The organism is Streptomyces sp. NPDC052042 (assembly GCF_044548345.1).
GTDB lineage: Bacteria > Actinomycetota > Actinomycetes > Streptomycetales > Streptomycetaceae > Streptomyces.
Window position 1 is genome coordinate 134761 of record NZ_JBIUBU010000009.1, and the last position, 21100, is coordinate 155860.

Annotated in this window: 20 protein-coding genes; 15 read left to right on the top strand and 5 right to left on the bottom strand. The window is 69.6% G+C overall.

Annotated elements, in window-relative coordinates; genetic code table 11:
- Positions 1-254 precede the first annotated feature (254 nt).
- Positions 255-1130, bottom strand: a complete 876-nt coding sequence (locus tag ACIHCL_RS17320; RefSeq protein WP_399862514.1) for a LysR substrate-binding domain-containing protein — start codon at positions 1128-1130, stop codon at positions 255-257.
- Between the two features lie 70 nt (positions 1131-1200).
- Between ACIHCL_RS17320 and ACIHCL_RS17325 the strand changes: the two genes are divergently transcribed.
- From ACIHCL_RS17325 to ACIHCL_RS17340, 4 genes are all read left to right on the top strand, one after another.
- Entirely contained in the window at positions 1201-2382 is a 1182-nt protein-coding gene (locus tag ACIHCL_RS17325; RefSeq protein WP_399862516.1) for a thiolase family protein, read from the top strand.
- Positions 2379-3047 (top strand): 3-oxoacid CoA-transferase subunit A, encoded by a 669-nt coding sequence (locus ACIHCL_RS17330; RefSeq protein WP_399862518.1) that lies wholly within the window; start codon positions 2379-2381, stop codon positions 3045-3047. The genes ACIHCL_RS17325 and ACIHCL_RS17330 overlap by 4 nt, the downstream gene beginning before the upstream one ends.
- A complete protein-coding gene (locus tag ACIHCL_RS17335; RefSeq protein WP_399862520.1) occupies positions 3044-3712 on the top strand; it encodes a 3-oxoacid CoA-transferase subunit B in 669 nt (222 codons plus the stop codon). The genes ACIHCL_RS17330 and ACIHCL_RS17335 overlap by 4 nt, the downstream gene beginning before the upstream one ends.
- Positions 3713-3825: 113 nt before the next feature.
- Positions 3826-4032 (top strand): hypothetical protein, encoded by a 207-nt coding sequence (locus tag ACIHCL_RS17340; RefSeq protein WP_399862522.1) that lies wholly within the window; start codon positions 3826-3828, stop codon positions 4030-4032.
- 336 nt (positions 4033-4368) lie between these two features.
- On the opposite strand, the gene ACIHCL_RS17345 is transcribed toward ACIHCL_RS17340, so the two are convergent.
- The 3 genes from ACIHCL_RS17345 to ACIHCL_RS17355 form a co-directional block, all read right to left on the bottom strand.
- On the bottom strand, positions 4369-4683 hold the full coding sequence (locus tag ACIHCL_RS17345; RefSeq protein ID WP_399862523.1) for a hypothetical protein: 315 nt from the start codon (positions 4681-4683) through the stop codon (positions 4369-4371).
- A gap of 105 nt (positions 4684-4788) precedes the next feature.
- Positions 4789-5337, bottom strand: coding sequence for an HIT family protein (locus tag ACIHCL_RS17350; protein ID WP_399862525.1), 549 nt, complete (start codon positions 5335-5337; stop codon positions 4789-4791).
- 251 nt (positions 5338-5588) lie between these two features.
- The gene (locus tag ACIHCL_RS17355) at positions 5589-6995 is read right to left on the bottom strand and encodes an MFS transporter (protein ID WP_399862527.1); all 1407 of its coding nucleotides are present in this window, start codon (positions 6993-6995) and stop codon (positions 5589-5591) included.
- A 57-nt stretch (positions 6996-7052) separates the two neighbouring features.
- Between ACIHCL_RS17355 and ACIHCL_RS17360 the strand changes: the two genes are divergently transcribed.
- The 8 genes from ACIHCL_RS17360 to ACIHCL_RS17395 all read left to right on the top strand — a co-directional run bounded on the left by ACIHCL_RS17360 (position 7053) and on the right by ACIHCL_RS17395 (position 14868).
- Entirely contained in the window at positions 7053-7529 is a 477-nt protein-coding gene (locus tag ACIHCL_RS17360) for a winged helix-turn-helix transcriptional regulator (RefSeq protein ID WP_399862529.1), read from the top strand.
- A gap of 328 nt (positions 7530-7857) precedes the next feature.
- Positions 7858-9549 (top strand): ABC-F family ATP-binding cassette domain-containing protein, encoded by a 1692-nt coding sequence (locus ACIHCL_RS17365; RefSeq protein ID WP_399862531.1) that lies wholly within the window; start codon positions 7858-7860, stop codon positions 9547-9549.
- Between the two features lie 192 nt (positions 9550-9741).
- A complete protein-coding gene (locus ACIHCL_RS17370) occupies positions 9742-11010 on the top strand; it encodes an MFS transporter (RefSeq protein WP_399862533.1) in 1269 nt (422 codons plus the stop codon).
- Positions 11011-11304: 294 nt separating this feature from the next.
- A complete protein-coding gene (locus ACIHCL_RS17375) occupies positions 11305-11697 on the top strand; it encodes a hypothetical protein (RefSeq protein ID WP_399862535.1) in 393 nt (130 codons plus the stop codon).
- 57 nt (positions 11698-11754) lie between these two features.
- Positions 11755-12246, top strand: coding sequence for a hypothetical protein (locus tag ACIHCL_RS17380; RefSeq protein ID WP_399862537.1), 492 nt, complete (start codon positions 11755-11757; stop codon positions 12244-12246).
- Between the two features lie 44 nt (positions 12247-12290).
- The gene (locus ACIHCL_RS17385; RefSeq protein WP_399862539.1) at positions 12291-13037 is read left to right on the top strand and encodes a DsbA family protein; all 747 of its coding nucleotides are present in this window, start codon (positions 12291-12293) and stop codon (positions 13035-13037) included.
- Positions 13034-13894 (top strand): cytochrome c biogenesis CcdA family protein, encoded by an 861-nt coding sequence (locus ACIHCL_RS17390; RefSeq protein ID WP_399862541.1) that lies wholly within the window; start codon positions 13034-13036, stop codon positions 13892-13894. Before ACIHCL_RS17385 ends, ACIHCL_RS17390 begins: the two co-directional genes overlap by 4 nt.
- Before the next feature lie 185 nt (positions 13895-14079).
- Entirely contained in the window at positions 14080-14868 is a 789-nt protein-coding gene (locus ACIHCL_RS17395; protein WP_399862542.1) for an IclR family transcriptional regulator, read from the top strand.
- 71 nt (positions 14869-14939) lie between these two features.
- Here ACIHCL_RS17395 and ACIHCL_RS17400 read toward each other — a convergent pair whose 3' ends face one another.
- Positions 14940-17240, bottom strand: coding sequence for an FAD-dependent oxidoreductase (locus ACIHCL_RS17400; protein ID WP_399862544.1), 2301 nt, complete (start codon positions 17238-17240; stop codon positions 14940-14942).
- 434 nt (positions 17241-17674) lie between these two features.
- Here ACIHCL_RS17400 and ACIHCL_RS17405 point away from each other — a divergent pair, with 434 nt between their 5' ends.
- The 3 genes from ACIHCL_RS17405 (at position 17675) to ACIHCL_RS17415 (ending at position 20891) form a co-directional block, all read left to right on the top strand.
- Positions 17675-18601: a carbohydrate ABC transporter permease gene (locus tag ACIHCL_RS17405; RefSeq protein ID WP_399862546.1), complete on the top strand. Its 927-nt coding sequence runs from the start codon at positions 17675-17677 to the stop codon at positions 18599-18601.
- Positions 18601-19521 (top strand): carbohydrate ABC transporter permease, encoded by a 921-nt coding sequence (locus ACIHCL_RS17410; RefSeq protein WP_399862548.1) that lies wholly within the window; start codon positions 18601-18603, stop codon positions 19519-19521. The genes ACIHCL_RS17405 and ACIHCL_RS17410 overlap by 1 nt, the downstream gene beginning before the upstream one ends.
- Positions 19522-19589: 68 nt before the next feature.
- Positions 19590-20891, top strand: a complete 1302-nt coding sequence (locus ACIHCL_RS17415; RefSeq protein ID WP_399862550.1) for an extracellular solute-binding protein — start codon at positions 19590-19592, stop codon at positions 20889-20891.
- Positions 20892-21100: the final 209 nt, after the last annotated feature.

Below are 21100 nucleotides of genomic sequence, written 5' to 3' on the forward strand. Positions count from 1 at the left end.
GGCGGGTGGCTGAGCTTCGCGGCGGGGCCGCCTGGATGCTCGGCGGGGCCACGGCGGAGAAGCGCTACCCCGCTGGAACCCTTGATCACCAGGTGGCGTTCGAGGACCGGGGCAGGGGCCACGCAGCCGGTTGCACCAGCCGTCCCGGCCGAAGCCACTCCGTTGAACCACCGGGCTGACCCGACCCTGGCACCGGGGCCAGGGCCGGCGCGGCACCCCGGCCCCCTCGGCTCGCATGGCCCACGACGTACGAGTCAGACGAGCGAGGCGATGATGCGTGCCACCGCCTCCGAATCCGGTCGTCGCTCGCCGAGGTGCCCCAGCACCAGGTCGAGCTGCGGTGCGTTGACCAGTTCCACATATCGGACGCCTTCGAGATTCAGCGCCTTCACCGGATGCGGAACGACCGCGACACCGATCCCTGCTGCGACAAAGTTGACCAGCGTCGCCGTCTCGGCCACCTCGATGACGTCCAACGGAACGAACCCCGCGGACCGGCAGGCCCCGATGACCGCCGCGTGTATGACCGAGCGTCGGCCGGACGGGTGCAGAACGAACACGTCGTCACGCAGGTCGGCCATCTCCATCCTTCCGACGTCCGCGAGTCGGTGTTCAGCGGGCAGGACCGCCACCAGGCGCTCCGTCCGCAGCCTCGACACATGAAGGCCGCTCTCCGGGCCTGGATCGCGCATGACGGCGAGGTCCAGGTCCGACGTGAGGAGACCGTCCGACAGGTCCGGGTTCAGTCGCTCGCCCCGGAGATCGAGTTCGATGCCGGGCAGCTGACTGCGTACCCGGCGCGACAGGGTCGGCAGCAGGTCGTAGGTGGCCGTCCCGACGAATCCCACCGAGACCTTGCCGATGTCACCGGCCTGAACGCGCCTCACCTCGTCAGCCGCCCGGTCGATCTCCGCGAGGATGAATCTGGCCCGTTCCAACAGCCGTTCACCGGCGGGGGTGAGCTCCACGCTGCGCGTCGTGCGGTGGAACAGAGGAGCGCCGAGTTCGCGCTCCAGCCGCTTCACCTGCTGCGAGACCGCCGGCTGCGCGAGATGGAGCTGATCTGCCGCCTTCCCGAACCCACCAGCGGCTGCGACGGCGACGAAGGAGCGAAGCTCGCGTAGTTCCATGCTTCAGCATTATAAATCAAGTCGGATTCAATCTTGGACGTAATGAGTGTGCTCTCCTAGCCTCGGTGGTGTGACTTCCAGCTTTCTCTTTGCCGCCAACCGGACTCCGTTCGGTCGCTTCGGAGGCGCCCTCAGCGAGGTGCGACCCGACGACCTGGCCGCGTCCGCGCTCACGTCCGTACTCGCGAAGACCCCCGACCTCGATCCCCTCGCCATCGGAGACGTGGTGTGGGGATGCGCGAACCAGGCGGGAGAGGACAACCGCAATGTCGGCCGCATGGCCGCACTCCTCGCCGGGCTTCCGACCTCAGTGCCCGCAGTAACCGTGAACCGTCTGTGCGGCTCGTCCCTCGACGCGGCGATCGCTGCTTCTCGGACCATCGAGAGCGGCGACGCGGATGTCGTCATCGCCGGCGGGGTGGAGTCGATGACGCGTGCGCCGTGGGTGCTGCCCAAACAAGAGCGTGCCTTCCCGGCCGGAAACGCAACCGCGTACTCCACGACCCTCGGATGGCGCCTGATCAACGACCGGATGCCGAAGGAATGGACCGTTTCGCTCGGTGAGGCGAACGAAGCTCTCGGTCAGAGGTTCGCGATCAGCCGTGAGCGGCAGGACGCTTTCGCCGTCAGATCGCACCGACTCGCCCACCAGGCGTGGGAGGACGGCTTCTACGACGACCTGGTCACCCCGATAGCAGGTGCATCCCTCGACCGGGACGAGTGCATCCGCCCCGATTCCACCCTGGAGAGCCTCGCGGGGCTTCGTACCCCGTTCCGCCCGACCGGAACGATCACCGCAGGGAACTCGTCCCCACTCAACGACGGTGCCTCCGCTCTTGTTCTCGGCAGCGAGAAGGCCGCAGACATCATCGGAACGGCGCCCGTTGCCAGGATCGCGGCCCGCGCGGTCCACGCACTCGATCCCCAGGACTTCGGGATCGCTCCCGTCGAAGCGGCCAACAAGGCCCTTGAGCGCGCCGGCATCAGCTGGAGCGATGTCGGTGCGGTCGAACTCAACGAGGCGTTCGCGGTGCAGGCGATCGCTTGTATCGACGCATGGGACGTCGATCCGGAACTGGTGAACGCCCGCGGTGGCGCGATCGCTCTGGGACACCCCCTCGGGGCCTCGGGCGGCCGTATCCTCGCCACCCTCGCCAAGCGGCTGCGCACCACGAACCAGCGGTGGGGGGTCGCCGCGATCTGTATCGGTGTAGGCCAGGGTCTGGCCGTGATCCTGGAGAACGTCACATGACCACCATCTGCGCAAACGCCCGGGAAGCGCTCACAGGCGTCGAGGACGGCGCAACCATTCTCGTGAGTGGATTCGGCATGGCCGGGATGCCGGTCCCTCTCATCGAGGCGCTCATCGACGCGGGTCCGAGCGACCTGACCATCGTGTCCAACAACGCCGGCAACGGGGACACGGGCCTGGCGGCTCTTCTCGCGAAAGGCAGGGTCCGCAAGGTCGTCTGCTCGTTCCCCCGGCAGAGCGACTCGTGGGTCTTCGACGATCTCTACCGCCGCGGCCAGGTGGAGCTCGAGGTCGTTCCCCAGGGAACCCTCGCCGAGAGGATCCGCGCCGCGGGCGCCGGAATCGGCGCCTTCTACTGCCCCACCGGTGCCGGCACCGTACTGGCCGAGGGGAAGGAGACCCGTGAACTCGATGGCCGAACCCATGTCCTGGAATACCCGCTCCGCGGAGACGTTGCGCTGATCGGCGCTCACATCGCAGACCGGATGGGCAACCTCGTCTACCGGAAGACCGCGCGCAACTTCGGCCCGGTGATGGCGACCGCCGCCTCGACGACCATCGTCCAGGTGCACCACATCGTCGAGACCGGCGAACTCGACCCCGAAACGATCATCACCCCGTCGATCTTCGTCGACCGGGTCGTCGCCGTCGGAGGACATTCGTGAACACCACCACGCACGCCCTGAGTACGGATCACCCGCTCACCAAGGACCAGATCGCCGCAGCCATCGCGCGCGACATCCCCGCCGGCTCGTACGCCAACCTCGGCATCGGACAACCGACGCTCGTCGCCGACCACCTCCGCGCCGACGCCGGTGTCATCCTGCACACCGAGAACGGCATGCTGAACATGGGCCGGGCCGCGGTCGGAGACGAGATCGACCCCGATCTCATCAACGCGGGCAAGGTTCCCGTCGTCGAACCTGCGGGAGCAGCCTATTTCCACCATGCGGACTCCTTCGCCATGATGCGGGGAGGCCACATCGACATCTGCGTTCTCGGTGCGTTCCAGGTCTCGGCCCGGGGCGACCTGGCCAACTGGCACACCGGCGCCCCCAATGCCATCCCCGCTGTCGGCGGCGCCATGGATCTGGCGACCGGAGCCAAGGAGGTGTTCGTCATGATGACGCTCCTGACGAAGCAAGGCGCGCCCAAGCTGGTACCGGCCTGCACATACCCCCTCACGGGGCTCGCGTGCGTGAACCGCGTCTACACGGACCTGGCGACCTTCGGGATCTCCCGGGACGGGGTCGAGGTCCTCTCCGTGCACGGGACGACGTTCGGCGAGCTCGAATCGCTTCTCGACGTGCCCCTGATCGACACACTCTGACGTCTCCCGGCGCCCTGCCGCGGTCGGTTCGGACGGCCCGGAGAACAGGGCCGTCGCGGTCGGGGCCGCCGATCGCCGCCGCCGGAGTGAGCCGGAGAACGTATCGTGATGCCGTGAAGAGGCGGCGCTGGTGGTCTGTGATCGGCTTGTGGGCCATGTGGTGGGTGGCCATCACCACTGTTTTCTGGCTCCTGGGCAAGCTGCTCGGTCAGTCGGCGAGTCTTGTGGGGTGCGCGGCGAGCGCTGTGCTGGTGATCGTCGTGGGTGAGATCGGCGACCGGATACGGCGCCGCTTCTCGCCCCGCCGCGAGGTGGGCTGATCGGACGGCCTGTGCCGGTTGGTCGGTTCGGGGGCCCGGCGGTTGCTGATGATCTTTGCCTGCTGCCGCGCCATGGCTCGCGATCGCGCGGTTCGAGCGGACGCGGTCTGCGGTGTCACGCGTGGAGTCTCAGTGGACCTGGCGGGTTGGCCTGCGGGTGCGGCGGCGCATCATCAGGGTGATGTCCGCCCCGGTGACGAGGGGCTCCGCGTGCCGGACGGGTCGCCCTTGCGGAAGGTTCACTCCCCCGCCCTTGCGAAGGTTCACTCTCCGCCCGTGCGGAGGGTTCAGTCGCCGCCCTTGCGGAGGGTTCAGTCGCCGCCCTTGCGGAGAATGTCATCGATCCTCCGCCTCGGTCATGCCTCCGTCGCCCGGGGGAACACCCAACGCGTCCGCCAGAAGGCGGTGATGGACGTCGACAACCCCCTCGACGAGGGTCGCGAACTCCTCCGGGCCGGAGCGGGCGCGGCGCCATGATGCGAGCAGGACACAGGCCGCGGTCACGAGGGCGGGCCACCAGAAGAGCCCGGCGCTCCCGTACAGGCAGCCCCAGCCGGCGAGGGTGGCGGCCTCGGCGAAGCCGATCCGCGCCTCGACGACAGGGCGCCGCACCTCGTCCTCCAGGAGCAGCCACAGGCGGGGCCAGGCCACGCGGCATCGAACCAGTACTGTGCAATGCGCCGAGGGGCCGCGGCGGGCGACACGGATCGCGGCCTCGCCCTGCTCCGCGAGGCGGCACGGACGCCCACCTCCCCGTCACACGGTGAGGCTCGACGCGGAGGCCACCTGCGAGATGACGCTGTCCCTGCCGGCCTCGCACTCCTGTCGGTCCGTCGAGCGCAGACGGTCCAACTCGTCCCCGATCGCCTTGCGCAGCGGGTCGTGCTGCGGGCCGAGTGCGAACTGCTTGTCGGTCCATCTGTCGCGGGGATAAAGCCACACCGGCATACCCACCAAGTCGGCCGGCTCCCACTCGAACCGTGGCCATACGTGCGCGTGCAGGAACCCGTCGGTGTTGCCCAGGATCTCCAGATTGACCCGCCGGAAAGCCGCATCCATGTGCCGGGATGCTCGCTCGACTGCCTCTCCGAGCCGGTCCATGTCGGACAGGAAGGCCAACCGCTTGTCCCTGGGCAGGTCCGACAGTCTCTCCACCCTGGGATCGTCCACCAGGAGCACCGAGTAGCCCGGCAGGAACTGCACATCGCCGATCGCTGCGAACCCCGCGTTCAAGCGCCTCAGCACAGCGGGGTTTTCGCCTCGCAGAGCACTGCCGATCCGGTCCATCCGCCAGTCATCAACCATGGCCAGAACCTACCCGGCCGCGATCACCCCCCTTGGAAAGGAGACTGGGGCATCACAGCCGACCGGCGTCTCCTTGCCCGTACCCGCACCGCCCGAGCCGCCCGTCGCGCCGGTCCGCCTCCTGGAGCGACGCGACGGGCGTGCCGGCCCGCTTCGTGCGCCCCGTGCGGGACGGCCGCTCGGGCCGGGGCGGGACCGCCGGGCGGTGCGGCATCGCCGCCCCCCGAGCCACTGAGGTTTTCCGAAGAAGATCAGCTTCGGACGGGGCGTGCCGACCGCGCACGCCAGCAGACCGCCCGCCTCCTCGCCGACGTCGGCCGCCCCACCGCCGACTGGTGGGAGGGCTCCCTGCGCAGCGTGGCGATGAAGAGTGCGGAGGCGAGCAGCACCCCGTACGCTCCGGGCCGGCCGAGGAGCGTGCCCGCGAGGGCGGTGAGCGCGACGGTGACGGCTCCGCCGATGGTGGTGAGCATGTTGGTGAACCCGGACGCGGACCCGGCCTGTGAGCTCTCCACCTGGGCGTAGGCCGTCCGGTTGAGGATGACGAAGCAGGCCGGCAGGCCCGCTCCGATGAGCGCGCCTCCGACGATCAGCCATCCCCAGGCCGCCTCGGTGAGGCTGACCCAGAGCAGTACTCCGGCGCCGGCGATGAGCACCACGCCCGCGAGACGGAACGTGACGGTCTCGGTGAAGCAGCCGATGAGCAGATCGGCGAGGAACGCGACCACGAGCGCAGCCAGGGCCACCGGCAGTATCGCAAGGGAAGCCGCGGCGGCCGAGAGCCCGTATTCGCCTTGGAGGTGGCTGGAGCACGCGAACATGGACGCGATCATCAACCCGTTGCCCGCGAACAGTCCCGTCGTGGCGGCCCGGTAGCTCGGCAGGCGGAACAAGCCCACCGGCAGGATCGGCGCCGCCGAGCGACGCTGAGCGAGAACCGTGCCGACGACGACCGCGATCCCGAGCAGCGCCACCGCCGTACCCGGTGCCACGGTGCGCTCCGCGATGCTCAGACCCGCGAGAATACCGGCCGTTCCGGTCGCGGCGACGAAGGCCGGCCACACCCGCGGCGACACCGCGGCACCCCTTCGGGATTCGATCACGCGCCATGCGACGGGAAGCAGGATCGCGACGGCGGCGACGTTGATCCAGAACACACCCGGCCAGCCCAGCCACATGATCAGGGGACCGGCGCAGAGGCTGCCGGCCACTGCGCCGATCACCCCGAGCGCGCTCCACACCGTCATCGCGACGGCCCGCTCCCGAGAGCCGACGTAACGGGTGAGTACGACGCCCAACGCACTCGCGGCGAGCACGCCCGCCGACGCACCCTGCAGCATCCGGGTCGCCACCAGCACCTCGATCCCCGGCGACAGCGCGCACAGCACGCTCGACACGGCGAACGACACCAGCCCTGTGAAGAACACGGGGCGCTGCCCGCGGCGGTCGGCCCAAATCCCGCCGGGGAGCAGCAACGCGCCGAAGGCCAGCAGGTAGCCGCTGAGCACCCAGGCCAACCAGCCGCCGTCGCCGAGGTCGGCGCCCATGGACGGGATCGCGACGGTGATGATCGTGGATTCCAGCAGGACGAGGAACTGTGCTGTGCCGGCCACCAGCAGCGTCGTCCAGGGCCCCAGGCGTGATGACTTTAGAAGCATAAAGCCAGATGCTAGCCACCTGGCTTGAAGGTTCTCAAGTCAGGGTAGGATTGGGCCATGTCATTCACGACCGAACCGACCCGGTCGCCGTCACCCGGCCCCGGATGCCCGGTGAACTGCACTGTGGAGGCGGTGGGATCCCGCACCTCGATCCTGCTGCTGCGGCAGGCGTTCTACGGCGATCGCCGCTTCGAGGCGTTCGTCCAGCACACCGGCATCTCCGAGGCCACCGTCGCCAAGCGTCTCCAAGAGCTCGTGGACCTCGATGTGCTGCGCAAGGTGCCCTACCAGGAGCCGGGCTCACGAGCGCGGCACGAGTACGAACTGACCCCCGCGGGCGAGGAACTGCTCCCGGTGATCCTGGCCCTGTTCACCTGGGGACAGAAGCACCTGGACCGCGTGGAAACCGGCCTCCGCCTGACCGGACCCGATGGCGAGCCCGTGCAGGTGACCATCCAGTCAGCGAGTGGCCGCACGCTCGGCCCCGACGACATCCGCATCGCAGAAGTCGAGCCGGGTGACGAAGGGCGGTAGCCGGATACAGGCCGGCGACCACAGCGCCGGGCAGACGCGGGCGCTCCCGCCCCCTCAACTCCGCTCCCCGCACAGGAGCGCGTCAGCGGCTTGTTCAAACGACCGGTCGCAGAGCGTCGATCCGCGGCCCGGCCCGAACCGTGCAGCCGCATGGGCTCGTTGGCCGCAGACGCACGTCGTCCCGAAAGTGTCTGCTACGGTAGCCGCATGAGCCTTTGAGTACCCTTTCCATCCTGCGTCCGAGGCTGTGCCCGGCAGGTGTCACCACCATGACGGGGTATTCGTGCTCACTGCTCATTCTTCGTTTTTTTCTGATTCTTCCGCCCATGTGCGCGTCGATGGTGTGTCGAAGTCGTTCGCGGCCCGGCGCGTGCTCACCGATATTTCCTTCGTGGTCTCGGCTGGTGATCGGGTCGGCTTGATCGGTGAGAACGGATCGGGAAAGTCGACGCTGCTGCATATCGTGGCCGGACGGATGTCGACAGATGCCGGTACCGTGCAGGCCGTCGCACCGGGTGGCGGGATGCCCCGGATCGGACTGCTGCACCAGGAACCGCCCTTCGCTTCGTCCGAGTCGATCGGTGAGGCGCTGGAGTCGGCGATCGCGCCGGCGCTCGCGGCCTCGGATGCCGTCGACCGGCAGGCGCGTGCCCTGGCTGAGGTGCCGGAGGATCCGGCGGTCGCGGACGCCTACGCCCGGGCGCTGGACGCGGCCGAGCGGTTGGGGGCGTGGGAGATCGACGCACGGGTGGATGCGATGCTGTCCGGGCTCGGACTGGGCGGGGTGTCGCGTGACCGGGCGACGGGCGGGCTGTCCGGCGGGCAGCGGGCGCGGTTGTCGCTGGCGTGGGTGCTGCTGAACGCCCCGGACGTGCTGTTGTTGGACGAGCCGACGAATCACCTCGACGATCAGGCGACCGAGCACCTGCACCGGGTACTCCGCGAGTGGCGGGGGCCGGTGCTGTTCGCCAGCCACGATCGGGACTTCCTCGATGAGACCGTCACCTCGCTGATCGACCTCGACCCCGCCCCGCAGCCGCACGCCAGGACGGGGGCGCTCGTCCAGGACGGCACGGGCACCGGGATCGGGGTGACCCGGTTCACCGGCACCTACACGAGCTACCTCGAATCGCGGGCCGAGGCGCGGCGCCGGTGGGAGCAGCAGTTCCGTGACGAACAGGCGGAGCTGTCCCGGCTGCGCGCCGCCGTCCGCGGCAACCAAAGTGTCGGACACACCGATTGGAAGCCGCGCTCCGAGGTGCGGATGGCGCAGAAGTTCTACGCCGACCGCAACGCGAGGGTCGTCTCCCGTCGCGTGAACGACGCCCGCTCCCGTCTGGAGGACCTGGAAGAACGGCAGATTCGCAAACCCCCGGCTGAGCTCCACTTCGCGGGACTCACCACGTCGACGACGGGCACGGCACCGGAGCACGAGCCCGGGCCCGTGCTCACCGCGACCGGACTGGGCGTCACCGAACGGCTGTCGCCGGTGGACGTGGCGGTGAGCCATGGTGAGAAGTGGCTCGTCACCGGCCCCAACGGGGCAGGCAAGTCCACGCTCCTGCACCTGCTCGCCGGTCAGTCGGAGCCGACCCACGGGCAGGTGCACACCCGGGCGGGGATGCGTGTCGGTCTGCTGGATCAGAAGATCGTGCTGCCCGATCCCCACGGGCGCGGGCCGGATCGCACCGCACGCCAGGTCTACACCGACAACATCGGCATCACCCTGGCCGAGGCCGTGCCGCTGTCAGCTTTCGGGCTGCTCGCCGGGCGTGACGAGAGCCGCCCCGTCACCCAGCTCAGTGTCGGTCAGCAACGCCGCCTCGCGCTGGCGATCCTGCTCGCGGACCCGCCCGAGGTTCTGCTGCTGGACGAACCGACCAACCACCTCTCCCTGGTCTTGGTGAACGCCCTCGAAGACGCGATCGCGGACTATCCCGGAACGGTCGTCATCGCCTCCCACGACCGCTGGCTGCGCCGCAGCTGGCAAGGGCAGCATCTCGCCCTCGTTCCTCGCTGAGGTGAGGGCTCGTGCTGGAGCTGTGAGTTCGCGCGGACAGGCGGGAGGCGAAGTTCGCCAAGATCTTTCCCCCCGAACCATTCACCTGATCATCTCCCGTCCCCTGAGCGCTGATCCGAGCGATCGGGCGACCACCAGGGATGCCTCCGAACGCGGATCGGTTGCGCGGGTGACGAGCGAGGGGCGTCGGGCATGAGGAGCAGGCAGCGGCTGGAACATCTGCTCGGGCATCGGCTGGGGCGGCGGTTCGGGTGGCTCTGGGCGGCATACGGAACCAGCGCGCTCGGCACCTGGCTCGCGTTCGGCGCGTTCCCACTGATCGCCATCGGGGTGCTGCACGCCGGACCGGCCGAGGTCGCCGCGCTCTCCTCCGTGGGGTCCGCAGTGGGCGCGGCCGCGGCGGTACCGCTCGGCCCGTGGGTGGAGTTCCGCCGCAAACGACAGGTGCTGATCGCGATGGACCTGGTCCGGTTCGCGGCGCTGCTGACGATCCCCACCGCGTTCGCGCTCGGCATGCTCACCTTCCTTCAGCTCCTGTTGGTCTCGGTTGTCGTCGCGGCGTCCGACATCACCTTCCGCGCCGCCTCCGGCGCGTACCTGAAGACGCTGCTGCCGGCCGAGGACCTGCTCGCCGCCAACGCCCGATTCGAGTCCACGACCTGGACGGTCACGCTCATCGGACCCCCACTGGGCGGCGCGGCGATCGGGCTCCTCGGCCCGGTGGCGACAGTGGTGGCCGACGCGGTCAGCTACCTGCTCTCGGCCCTGGGCATCCGCGCGACGCGCGGGCACGAGCCGCGGCCCGAGCGCCGGGAGGCCGCGCGCATGCGGGCCGGGGACCTGCTCGACGGCTGGCGGTACATCCTCGCCGACGCGACGCTGCGTCCGCTGTTCTTCAACACCGCCTTGTTCAACGGTCTGGTGATGGCCACTCAGCCGCTGCTGGCTGTCCTGATGCTCGGCCGGCTCGGGTTCGCACCGTGGCAGTACGGACTCGCCTTCGCCGCGCCCGCGATCGGCGGGCTGCTCGGTTCGCGGCTGGCCCGACCGCTCGTCACTCGATACGGGCAGCACCAGGTCCTGGTCGTGGCCGGGGCGCTGCGCGCGATCTGGCCCATCGGCCTGGCCTTCCTCGGGCCGGGCACCGGAGGGCTGCTGCTGGTGATGGGCGTCGAACTCGGGCTCATCTTCTGCTGCGGGGTCTTCAACCCCGTCCACACCACTTACCGCCTTGAGCGCACCTCGAACGACCGGGTCACCCGCACACTGACCGCCTGGGCGGTCACGACCAAAGCCTCGACCGCGCTCCTGACGGCCGTCTGGGGCGTGCTGGGCGGCCTGCTCGGCCCACGTACGGCCATCGGCCTGGCCGGCGTGCTCCTGCTGGCGACCCCGCTGCTGCTCCCCCGCCGTGCGGTGGCGCTTCCCGACGAGCCGGAGCCGGCACCGAGCCGCACCTGACGGACGTCACAACCCGTACCACGACCGGGTTGCGTCGCCCTCGGGCCGGTCGGCGACCGCTGGGACCGGTCGGCGCCCGTGCGGATGTCCGCGGGGAGTGTCGACATTCGCTGCTCGTCGAGATGAACGAAACCGGTGTGCCGTGCCGCTGAGGCCGACCTTCGGTCGGCGACAGCGGCAGGCGGCAGAACGGGCCGGATCGGGGGATCGGTCCCCCGGATGATCGCCCCGACGTCGATACGCCCGGGGGTACCTGGGCTATGGTGTCGGGACCGAGGGAATGGAGGGACGGCGATGCATCGCAAGCGGCACGGTGCCATGGGCGCCGCCCTCGCGCTGCTGACCCTGCTGGCCGCACTGTTCTGCGCCACGACCGTCTCCCCGCCCGCATTCCAGGCAGCAGCACCTTCCTCGGCCGCGGCCGAGGAGCACATGGCCCCGGGTCACGAGATGCTGGACGACACCGGTCTCGATGCGTCTTTCTCCGCCGGAAAGGCGTCGTGCCTGAAGAAGGTTCAGCCGGAACAACAGCACCTGCGGTCCGGTGCGATGCTCGAACGTGCTCTTCCGGCGCAGGCCGATGACATGACGCCCGCCGTGCTGGGATCCGGGTCCGCGGGTGTCTGGTGCTTCGGGCCGAAACCGTCTCCTCCCGACCTCACCGAACTCTCCGTACGGCGGGTGTAGGGCCGCGCGTCGTTTCCGCGCGTCCCTGTCATCCCGCACGACCGGAAGAGTCATTCGTTGTCTGTCTCCCGCTCCCCCCGCGCGGCGTGGGCCGCCCTGCGCTGCTGGCCCCGTCGCCGATGGGCCGCTTCGGCGGCGGCCACGCCAGTGGCGATCCTCGCCCTGGGTGTGCCCACCGCTCTCATCCCGACCCCGCTGTTCTCCCGCTCGGTGCCGCCGGTGTGGTGGAACTACCCCGTGCTCGTCCTCACCGGCGTGCTGTCGGCCGTGGTGCTCGCCACCTATGTGCGGACCGGGCCCGTCTCGCGCCGTGACGACGCGACCGGGCGTTCGCTCGGATCGGCCGGCGCGGTGCTGTCCTTCCTCGCCGTCGGCTGCCCTGTCTGCAACAAGGTGGTCCTGCTCCTGCTGGGGGCCTCGGGCGCGCTGAGTTACTGGGCCCCCTTGCAGCCCGCGGTCGCGGTGCTCTCCCTCGTTCTGCTGGTCGAAGCCGCCCTGCGGCGCCTGGCCGCCGAGACGGCCTGCCGCGTGCAGCCCGCTGCTGCCTGACCACTGCTTTCCCTCTCCTTCGCGCACCTCACCTCGGAGGTACCATGCCTTCTTCCCTTCGCGTCCGCCGTCGCCGCCTGTTCTGGATCGCCGTGGGTGGCGGTACGGCAGCCGTGATCGCTGCGGTAGCCGCCCTCGGCGGCGGCTCCGGGGACCCCGTCTCCCGGGACCGGCCGGCGGCCACCGGCTCGCCGTCCACCGGCGAAGCCGCCCCCGACGAACAACGGAAGTCGCTGCTCGCCCTGGCCCGCAGGGACGTCAAGGACCCGCTGGCCCTGGGCCGCGCCGACGCGCCTGTCGTACTGATCGCCTACGAGGACTTCCAGTGCCCCTTCTGCGGCAAGTTCGCACGGGAGACCAAGCCGGAACTCATTCGCTCGTACGTGGACAAGGGAGTACTGCGCATCGAGTGGCGCAACTTCCCCGTGTTCGGCGCCGAATCGGAACGGGCCGCCCGAGCCGCCTGGGCCGCTGGTCAGCAGGGTCGGTTCTGGCAGTTCCACGATGTCGTCTACGCCAAGGACCGCCCGCGCAACCAGGGCGAATTCTCCGTCTCCCGGCTTCGTGAGATGGCCCGCGAGGCGGGCGTCGCCGATCTCGGCCGCTTCGAGGCCGACATGGAGTCCGAGGCCGCTGGGGTGTCGGTGAGCAAGGACCAGGAGGAGGGGTACGTGCTGGGGGTTTCCAGCACTCCCGCCTTCCTCGTCAACACCACCCCCGTCCTGGGTGCGCAGCCGCTGAGCGCGTTCACCGACGCCGTGGAGAAGGCCATGAAGGAAGACCGGCGATGAGCGGGATCACCGTCGCGACCGCCTTCCTCGGCGGACTGCTGGCGCTGCTCAGCCCGTGCAGTGCGCTGCTGCTGCCGGGATTCTTCGCCTATTCCTTCACCAGCCGCACCCGCCTGTCGCTGCGTACCGCCGTCTTCTACGCGGGGTTGTGCACGACGCTGGTGCCGCTCGGTGTGGCGGGCTCCTTCGCCAGCCGCCTGTTCTACGGGCACCGCGACCTGCTGATCACGCTGGGTGGCTGGACGATGATCGGGCTGGGACTGGCGCAGATCCTGGGCCTCGGGTTCGGTTCCCGCCGTCTGCAGCAGACGGCGGGCGCCCGCAGGACCGGGTCCGCCGTGTCCGTCTTCGCCCTGGGCGCCGTCTACGGTTTGGCGGGCTTCTGCGCGGGCCCCATCCTCGGCGGCATCCTCACCGTGGCGGCGCTCGACGGCAGCCCGGCGCACGGCGGTCTCCTGCTGGCCGTCTACGCGCTGGGCATGGCCGTGCCGCTGTTCGTCCTGGCGCTGCTGTGGGACCGCTACGACCTCGGCCGTCGGAGCTGGCTGAGGGGGCGGGCGCTGCGGCTGGGCCCGCTGACCGTGCACACCACCTCGCTCGTCGGCGGGCTCCTCTTCGTTCTGCTGGGGGTCGTCTTCCTGCTCTTCGACGGCACCTCGGCGCTGCCGTCCCTCCTCGACATCGACACCGAGGCTGCCTGGGAGAGCGGCGCCGCGCGGCTCGGGGAGGCCGTCTCGGACCGTGCTCTTCTGCTGGTGCTGGCCTTGGCCGGCGCCGGCGCGGCAGTCGCGGCCGCGCTCCGGCTTCGTCGGCTCCCGGACCGGGAGGGCGGAGAAGGCGCTGACCCCTCCGCCTGATCGGACGCGGATCCCTGCGCTGCGCCTTCCTTCGCGCGGATGGCGTTCGTGCAGGGGCGCCCGGGTAGCCAGTGGATGCCCCGTATGTGTTCCGGCCGCGAGCTTGCGGATTTCAGGAACGTTCCTCAGACCGACGCGATATGCTGATGCAGATTGTGCATGCGGTTTGCAGAATGAGGAGGGTCATGGCTACTCGGGCGACCGACGCCGGGACGAACCAGAGTGTCGAACGAGCGGTCTCGGTGCTGCGCGCACTCGACTCCGGCCGCGCCGAACTACGCGTCTCCGACGTCGCCGAACTCACCGGACTGGGCTCCTCCACCACTTCCCGCCTCCTGTCCACCCTTGAGCGCCTCGACATGGTCGAGCGCGATCCCGTCAGCAACCTCTACCGACTCAGCCTCGGCATCCTCCCGCTCGCCGCCACCGCCACCAATCGCCATCCCGTCCACCGCGCCGCCCGCATGGTCCTCCAAGACCTCGCCACCCGCACCGGACTCGGGGCCAACGTCGCCGTCCGCCGCGGCACCGAGCTGATGTTCCTGTGCAATTTCGAGGGAAACCGCGCCCCCAAGTCCTACACGCAGGCCGGACACACCGCCCCGCTGCACGCCACCAGCATCGGCAAATGCCTCCTCACCGGCCTCACGCCCAAGGAGCGCCGCACGCTGCTTCCCGAACCGCTCGCGGCACACACCGACTACACGACCACCAGCCACGACCTCCTCGACAGCGAGATCGACACCGTTCGCCGCACCGGCTACGCCGTCGAGGCCGAAGAGCGCGCTCTGGGCCGCGCTTCCCTCGCCGCGCCCGTCCGCGACGCCTCGGGTGACATCGTTGCCGCCATCTCCCTGTGGGGCCCCGCCTCCCTCCTCGGCAACCACACCGAGGCCGAAGGGCAGCGCCTCGCCCTCACCCGCGAGGTGATCGAAGCCGCCGACGCCATCAGCCAAGCACTCGGCGCCCTCTGAATCAGGTGACGAGGACGAGGGGGGCCCGGTGAAGGTCGTTCGACCTTCACCGGGCCCCCCTCGCTGCGTGGCTATGCGCCGTACGCCTTGAACGCGATCACGTGCGCGTGCCGCGCCCCGTGCGTCGCGTCCACCACGAGCCGCAGCGCGTCGGTGCGCACGGGCCCGCCGTCGGCACCCTTCAGCTCGTGCACGCGGTGGCGGCGGCGGTTGCCCGTCACCGTCAGCAGCGTGCGCCAGGCGCCGTCGGGTTCACGGCTCTGGATGCGGTAGTCGCGGACCAGTTCCGGCATGACCTCGAACGGGGTGCGGTGGCGGTGCAGGTTGTTGAGGTACTCGTCGACGTCGTCGTCGAACACCACGCGCGTCTCGGTGAGTCGCTGCTCCTCGTCCCAGTCGAGGCGCAGCCACTCCGCGGCCCGGTCCGGGTCGGGCAGCAACGCGGAGGACCACATCTGCGGGCCCCCGTAGGCGCGCTGGAATCCGCCGACGGCACGCTCGGGAAGGAACGCGGCGGTGTCCGGGGTCGCGCGGAAGGCGAAGGTCCGGCGGCGCAGGCCGCGGGCCTGCCACTCCAGGACCAGTTGGTCGTCCTCCTCCGGGATGTCGTGGTCGACGGCCGCGTCTCCCTCGACCCTGCTGCGCAGCGCGAGGACCCCGTCCGTGCGCTCGGGGACGAGGACCAGCGCCGCGCCCGGACAGGCGCGCACGATCAGGACGACGTTCTCCGGGCTGTCCGGGCGGTGGTCGAGACGGGCCGTGACCCAGTGGGGGCCGTCGGCCGGCACGGTCACCGTGGTGGTGAGCAGGTGGTCGACGGGGACCGCGTTCTCGGGACGTCCGGTGCTCCACAGTTCCACGGTGAGTTCGCTCGGCCGCTCGCCCGGGGCACCGTGGACGAGCAGGTCGACCGTGTCGAGTGCGGGGTCCACCGGCAGCAGCAGCGCGAGGTCGCGGGTGAGCGGGTACGGCTCGCCGGGCGCGGTCGGTGCGGGCTCGGCGGCCAGGCGGCTCAGGTGCGAGGAGGCACTGACGCGGGCCGTGCGCGCCAGGTTGTCGGGGTCGTCGTCGTGGAGGCCGATGACCGAGGCGTCCTGCCGCAACAGGGTGCGGCGCACCAGCTCGGGGCGTTCGGCGGCGAGTTCGCGCGGGCTGAGGCCCTCGGCGACGCACAGCGCGGCGGCCGTGCCCGCGGCCTCGCCGAGCGTGGCGCAGGTGGCCATGACGCGGGTGGCGCCGAAGGCGACGTGGGTGGCGGAGATGTTGCGCCCGGCGAACAGGAGGTTCGTGACGTTCGCCGAGTACAGGGAACGCAGCGGGATGTGGAAGACGCCGTCCGCGTAGCGCTGGCGGGCGCCGGGTTCGTCGGCGTACATGCCCTGCACCGGGTGGAGGTCGACGGACCAGCCGCCGAAGGCGACGCGGTCGGCGAACTGCCGCTGTTCGAGGATGTCCTGCTGGGTCAGCATGTGGTCGCCGAGGAAGCGGCGGTACTCGCGCTTGCCGGGGACGCTGCCGACCCACTCCAGCGTCAGGTTCTCGGCGTCCGGGAACTCGCCGGAGTTCTTGATGTGGTCCCAGATGCCCATGATCACGGCCTGGAGTTCGTCGCGGATGCGCTCGTTGTCGTGGACGGTGTCGAGCTCGCCGCCCCACTCGATCCACCAGTAGTCGCAGCCGTTGTCGCCGGTGCGCAGCACGCGGTTGCGCAGGATGGGCGTGGTGGAGAGGTCGCGGGCGTGGGCGGGCCGCACGAACTTCACCGGCCGGCCCGTGTCCTTGGTGTGGAACAGGATGGTCGACCCGAGCAGCGCCTTGTCCGCCTCTTCGGGCGCCCAGGGCTCGCCGAACTCCGAGCGTGCCTCGCGGCCGATGCGGTAGTGGGCGCCGGCGAGGTGGCCGAGCAGGCCGTCGCCGGTGCAGTCGAGGAACTGCCGCGCATGGAAGGTGATGCGCCGCTCGGAGCCCATCATCCAGCCGGTGCAGGAGCGCACCTCGCGTGCGTCGTCCGGGCCGCTCGCGTCGACCTCCCGTACGTCGGTGTTGAGGTACAGGTCGATGCCCGGTTCGGCCCGGACGGCATCGAGGACCACCTGGTCCCAGTAGTACGGGTTCCCCTCGGGGTTGCGGTACTGGTTCTCGGTGTACAGCTCGCCCATGATGCCGGTCTCGCGGGCCCAGCGGTGCACGCCGTGGGCGGTGGCGCCGCAGACCCAGACACGGACCTCGCTACTGGCGTTGCCGCCCAGGACGGGCCGGTTGTTGACCAGGGCGACGCGTCGGCCGAGCCGGGCTGCGGCGATGGCCGCGCAGGTCCCCGCCAAGCCACCGCCGATGACGGCGATGTCGTAATGGACCTCTTCTTCCCGCACGGTGCGGCCTCCTTGGTGTGAAGCTCGGATACTCTCCGCCGCGGCGGAGCTGCCTCGAACGTACATCACATGCATATTATGCAACCACTATTCAGCTAGTGGGATCTGCTGTAGGTTCCGGCGCAGTCGACGACACCGTCGCCGTGGGCCGACAGCCAAGTTCGCGGCAGGTGCGGCGACATCACCGGTCTATACGGAACCGGCGATTCACCGACCAAAAGGGTTGACGTCGTCGCACCATATGGAGAACGATCCCGCATGCTGCAACTTGCGTTCAATGGAGCATGCATGGCATTCACACAGGGCCTCGGTCGAAACAGAGGACGGGGCGGCTCGCCGCTCACGCCCGGCCGCGTCGTATCCGCCTGCCGACGCACGGCCTCCCGTGCCGCGCCCTGCACCACCGCTCCCGCCCCGTTTGAGAGGACACACCCATGAGTACGGCCGCACCTCCCCAGAAGGCCGCTCCAGACCCAGAGCGGACCGGCGGACGGCTCTCCAACGGCGCGTTCGCACTGCTGCTGACCGCACCCGGGCTCGCCCTGTTCGCGACGGTCATCATCTATCCGCTGCTGTCGGCGCTGTTCACCGGCTTCTTCAAGCAGGACCTGCGGCTGCCGGGCCGGGAGTTCGTCGGCCTGGAGAACTTCGCCCACTGGCTGGACGGCGAGTTCCTCACGATCCTCAAGCAGACGCTGGTCTTCACCGTCGGTGCGACGCTCGCCCCCTTCGTGATCGGCTTCGCGCTCGCGCTCGCGCTGAACTCGGGCCTGAAGGGCAGCGGCTTCCTGCGCGGCCTGTTCCTGTTCCCGTGGGTGATCCCGGGCGTGGTGGTCTCCTTCCTGTGGATGTGGATCTTCAACGCGAACTACGGCGTGCTGAACGGCATCCTCATGAAGGCCGGGATCATCGAGGAGTCCGTCTCCTGGCTCGGCCAGCCCGGCACCGCCATGCTCGCCGTCATCATCACCAAGACCTGGGCGAGCTTCCCCTGGATGATGGTGATGCTCCTGGCCGGTCTGCAGACCGTGCCCAAGGAACTGCACGAGGCGGCCTCGATGGACGGGGCGGGCTCGATCCGGCGCTTCTTCTCCGTCACCTGGCCGCAGGTCCGCGGTGTCGCCTCGATCGTGCTGCTTCTGGAGCTCATCTGGAACTTCCAGCACTTCGACACCATCTACGTGCTCACCGGCGGCGGCCCGGCCGGCGCCACCGAGACCTTCGCGACCGCCGTGTACCAGACCGCCTTCAAGGGCTTCGACATCGGCCGGGCGACCGCGCTGGGCGGCCTGTGGATGCTGCTCCTGCTCATCCTGGTCGTCGTCTACCTCAGGATCACCGAGCGGAAGGGCGACGCCTGATGACCTCCACGACCTCCACCCCGCTGTCCGGCACCGACCGGCTGAGCCCGCCCGCCACGTCCGCCGGACGCACCCCGCGGCGCCGGATACGCAAAGACCTGCTGCGCTCGCGCATCGCCGCCTGGACCGCGGTCCTGGTGATCGGCTCCTTCGGCATCCTGCCGGTCTACTGGCTGCTGGCCACCGCCCTGAGCAGCCCCGAGCAGACCTTCCAGTTCCCGCCGAAGCTCGTACCCACCCACATCACCTTCAGCAACTTCGCGGCCCTCGCCGAGAACGACCAGCTGATCAATTACCTGGTCAACTCCCTCATCGTGGCCTCGATCACCGCCGTGCTGAGCGTGGTCGTCGCCACGTACATGGGCTACTCGTTCTCCAAGTTCCGCTATCGCGGACGTCGTTCGCTGATGCACCTGGTACTGGCCTCCCAGATGTTCCCCCAGGCGCTCCTGCTGGTGACGCTGTACGCCGTGTTCTCCAGCTTCGGCCTGCTCAACACGTACACCGCCCTGGTGCTGTCCTTCACCACGTTCACGATGCCGCTGTGCGTCTGGATGCTGAAGGGCATCTTCGACACCATCCCGGACGCCCTGCTGGAGGCGGCCTCCATCGACGGCGCGTCCCGGTGGCGGACGCTGCACTCCATCGTGGCACCGCTGGCCGCGCCCGGAATGATCGCCGCCGGCCTGTTCGCCTTCGTCCGCGGCTGGAACGACTTCATCTTCGCGGTGACGCTCGCCGACAAGGAGAAGCAGACCCTGCCGCCCGGCCTCGTCTCCACCTACATCGGCGAGTTCCAGGCCGCCTGGCCCGAGCTGATGGCAGCCTCGCTCATCGTGTCCATCCCGGTGGTCGTCGCCTTCATGTTCCTGCAGCGCTACCTCGTCGGCGGCATGACCGCCGGCTCGGTCAAGAGCTGAGCCCGCGGGCTCCGCCCGCACCCTCGCCCACGCATTCCCCCTTCCGCCCACTCCCCCATGGAGACACCATGACCACCTCTGGCATCAGCCGGCGCGGCGCGCTGCGCATGTTCGGCATCGGCGCGCTCGGTGTGGCCGGCGCCGGTGTACTGAGCGCCTGCGCACCGTCCGGCGCCGACACCTCCTCCAACGGAGGCGACACGAAGTCCAAGAACTTCGACTTCACCTCCTGGTCGCTCAACGAGGAGGCCGCCAAGCCCGCGATCGAGAAGATCATCGCGGCGTGGGAGAAGGCCGAGAACTCCAAGATCCGCGCGGTCTCGTACCCGTACAACGAGTACCTGAGCCAGCTCACCCTCAAGCTCGGCGGCGGGGAGACGACCGGCGCGGTGCACCTCGACATCGCCTGGCTCGCCGCGGTGGCGCAGATGGGCAAGCTCGCCGACCTCGGTTCCGTGGCCCTGAAGGGCGGCTACACGAACGTGGCGCTGAACAGCGGCATGTACGACGGCAAGCAGTACGGCCTGCCGTGGAACACCGGCTCGATCGGCGTGATCGCCAACTCCAAGCTCCTGGAGAAGGCCGGCATCAAGAAGCACCCCACCACCGTCGAGGAGTTCGAGGACGCGCTGCGGGAGCTCAAGGGGCTCGGCGGCGGTGTCGTGCCCTACGCCGCGGCCACCAAGGTCGCGCAGCTCAAGGACATCTTCCCGTGGATGCAGACCTTCGGCTGCACGCTTCTGGAGGGCGACAGGGTGACCATCGGCGACGACGCCTCCGTCGACGCGGTCACCTGGTACAAGAAGCTGCACGACGCGAAGCTGATCGCCGCGGACGTGGACCGCTTCGACGCGCGCGCCCTGTTCGGGCAGGGCAAGGCCGCTTTCTACGACGACGCCATCATCGGCAAGGGCGTGACCGCGGCCCAGTCCAAGGACAAGACGCTGGCCGCCGCGATGCAGCCGATGCAGCGTCCGGTGCTGCGTTCCGGTGACACGCCGCAGGCGCTGCTGTGGGGCGGCGTGATCGCGATCGTCAAGGGCAAGGGGCAGGACGCGGCGACACAGTTCGCGCTGCACACCACCTCCGACCGCGCGACCACCACCGAGTACTTCGAGTCCCGCGCCCTGCCGCCGTCCACCACCGCGGGCCTGACCGACCCGAAGGTCGCGAAGGACACCTTCACCACCGAGTGGACCGACAAGATCACCAAGACGGCGACCGGCAGCCCGTTCTGGCAGTTCGCGCAGAACGCCCAGATCGAGGAGGCCGTGGCCAAGCAGGTCCAGGCCGTCCTGGTCGGCAGGTCGAAGCCGAAGGACGCGATGAAGAAGGCCGGCGAGGAGGTCGCCGCCCTCATCAAGCGCTGAACCGGCACGCGGCGGTCCGGGGCCCGGTGAAGGCCGAACGACCTTCACCGGGCCCCTTGTCATGCCGCACACGCTTTCCCTAAGACGTATCTCTAATCCGCATTGTGCAACCCCTATTCACGATCCGGGATCTGCTGTAAGTTCCCGGCGCAGTGGAGTGGGTGGACCGACCCGCGGGGCCGCCCCGTCCACCTCACCATCACGCCCGC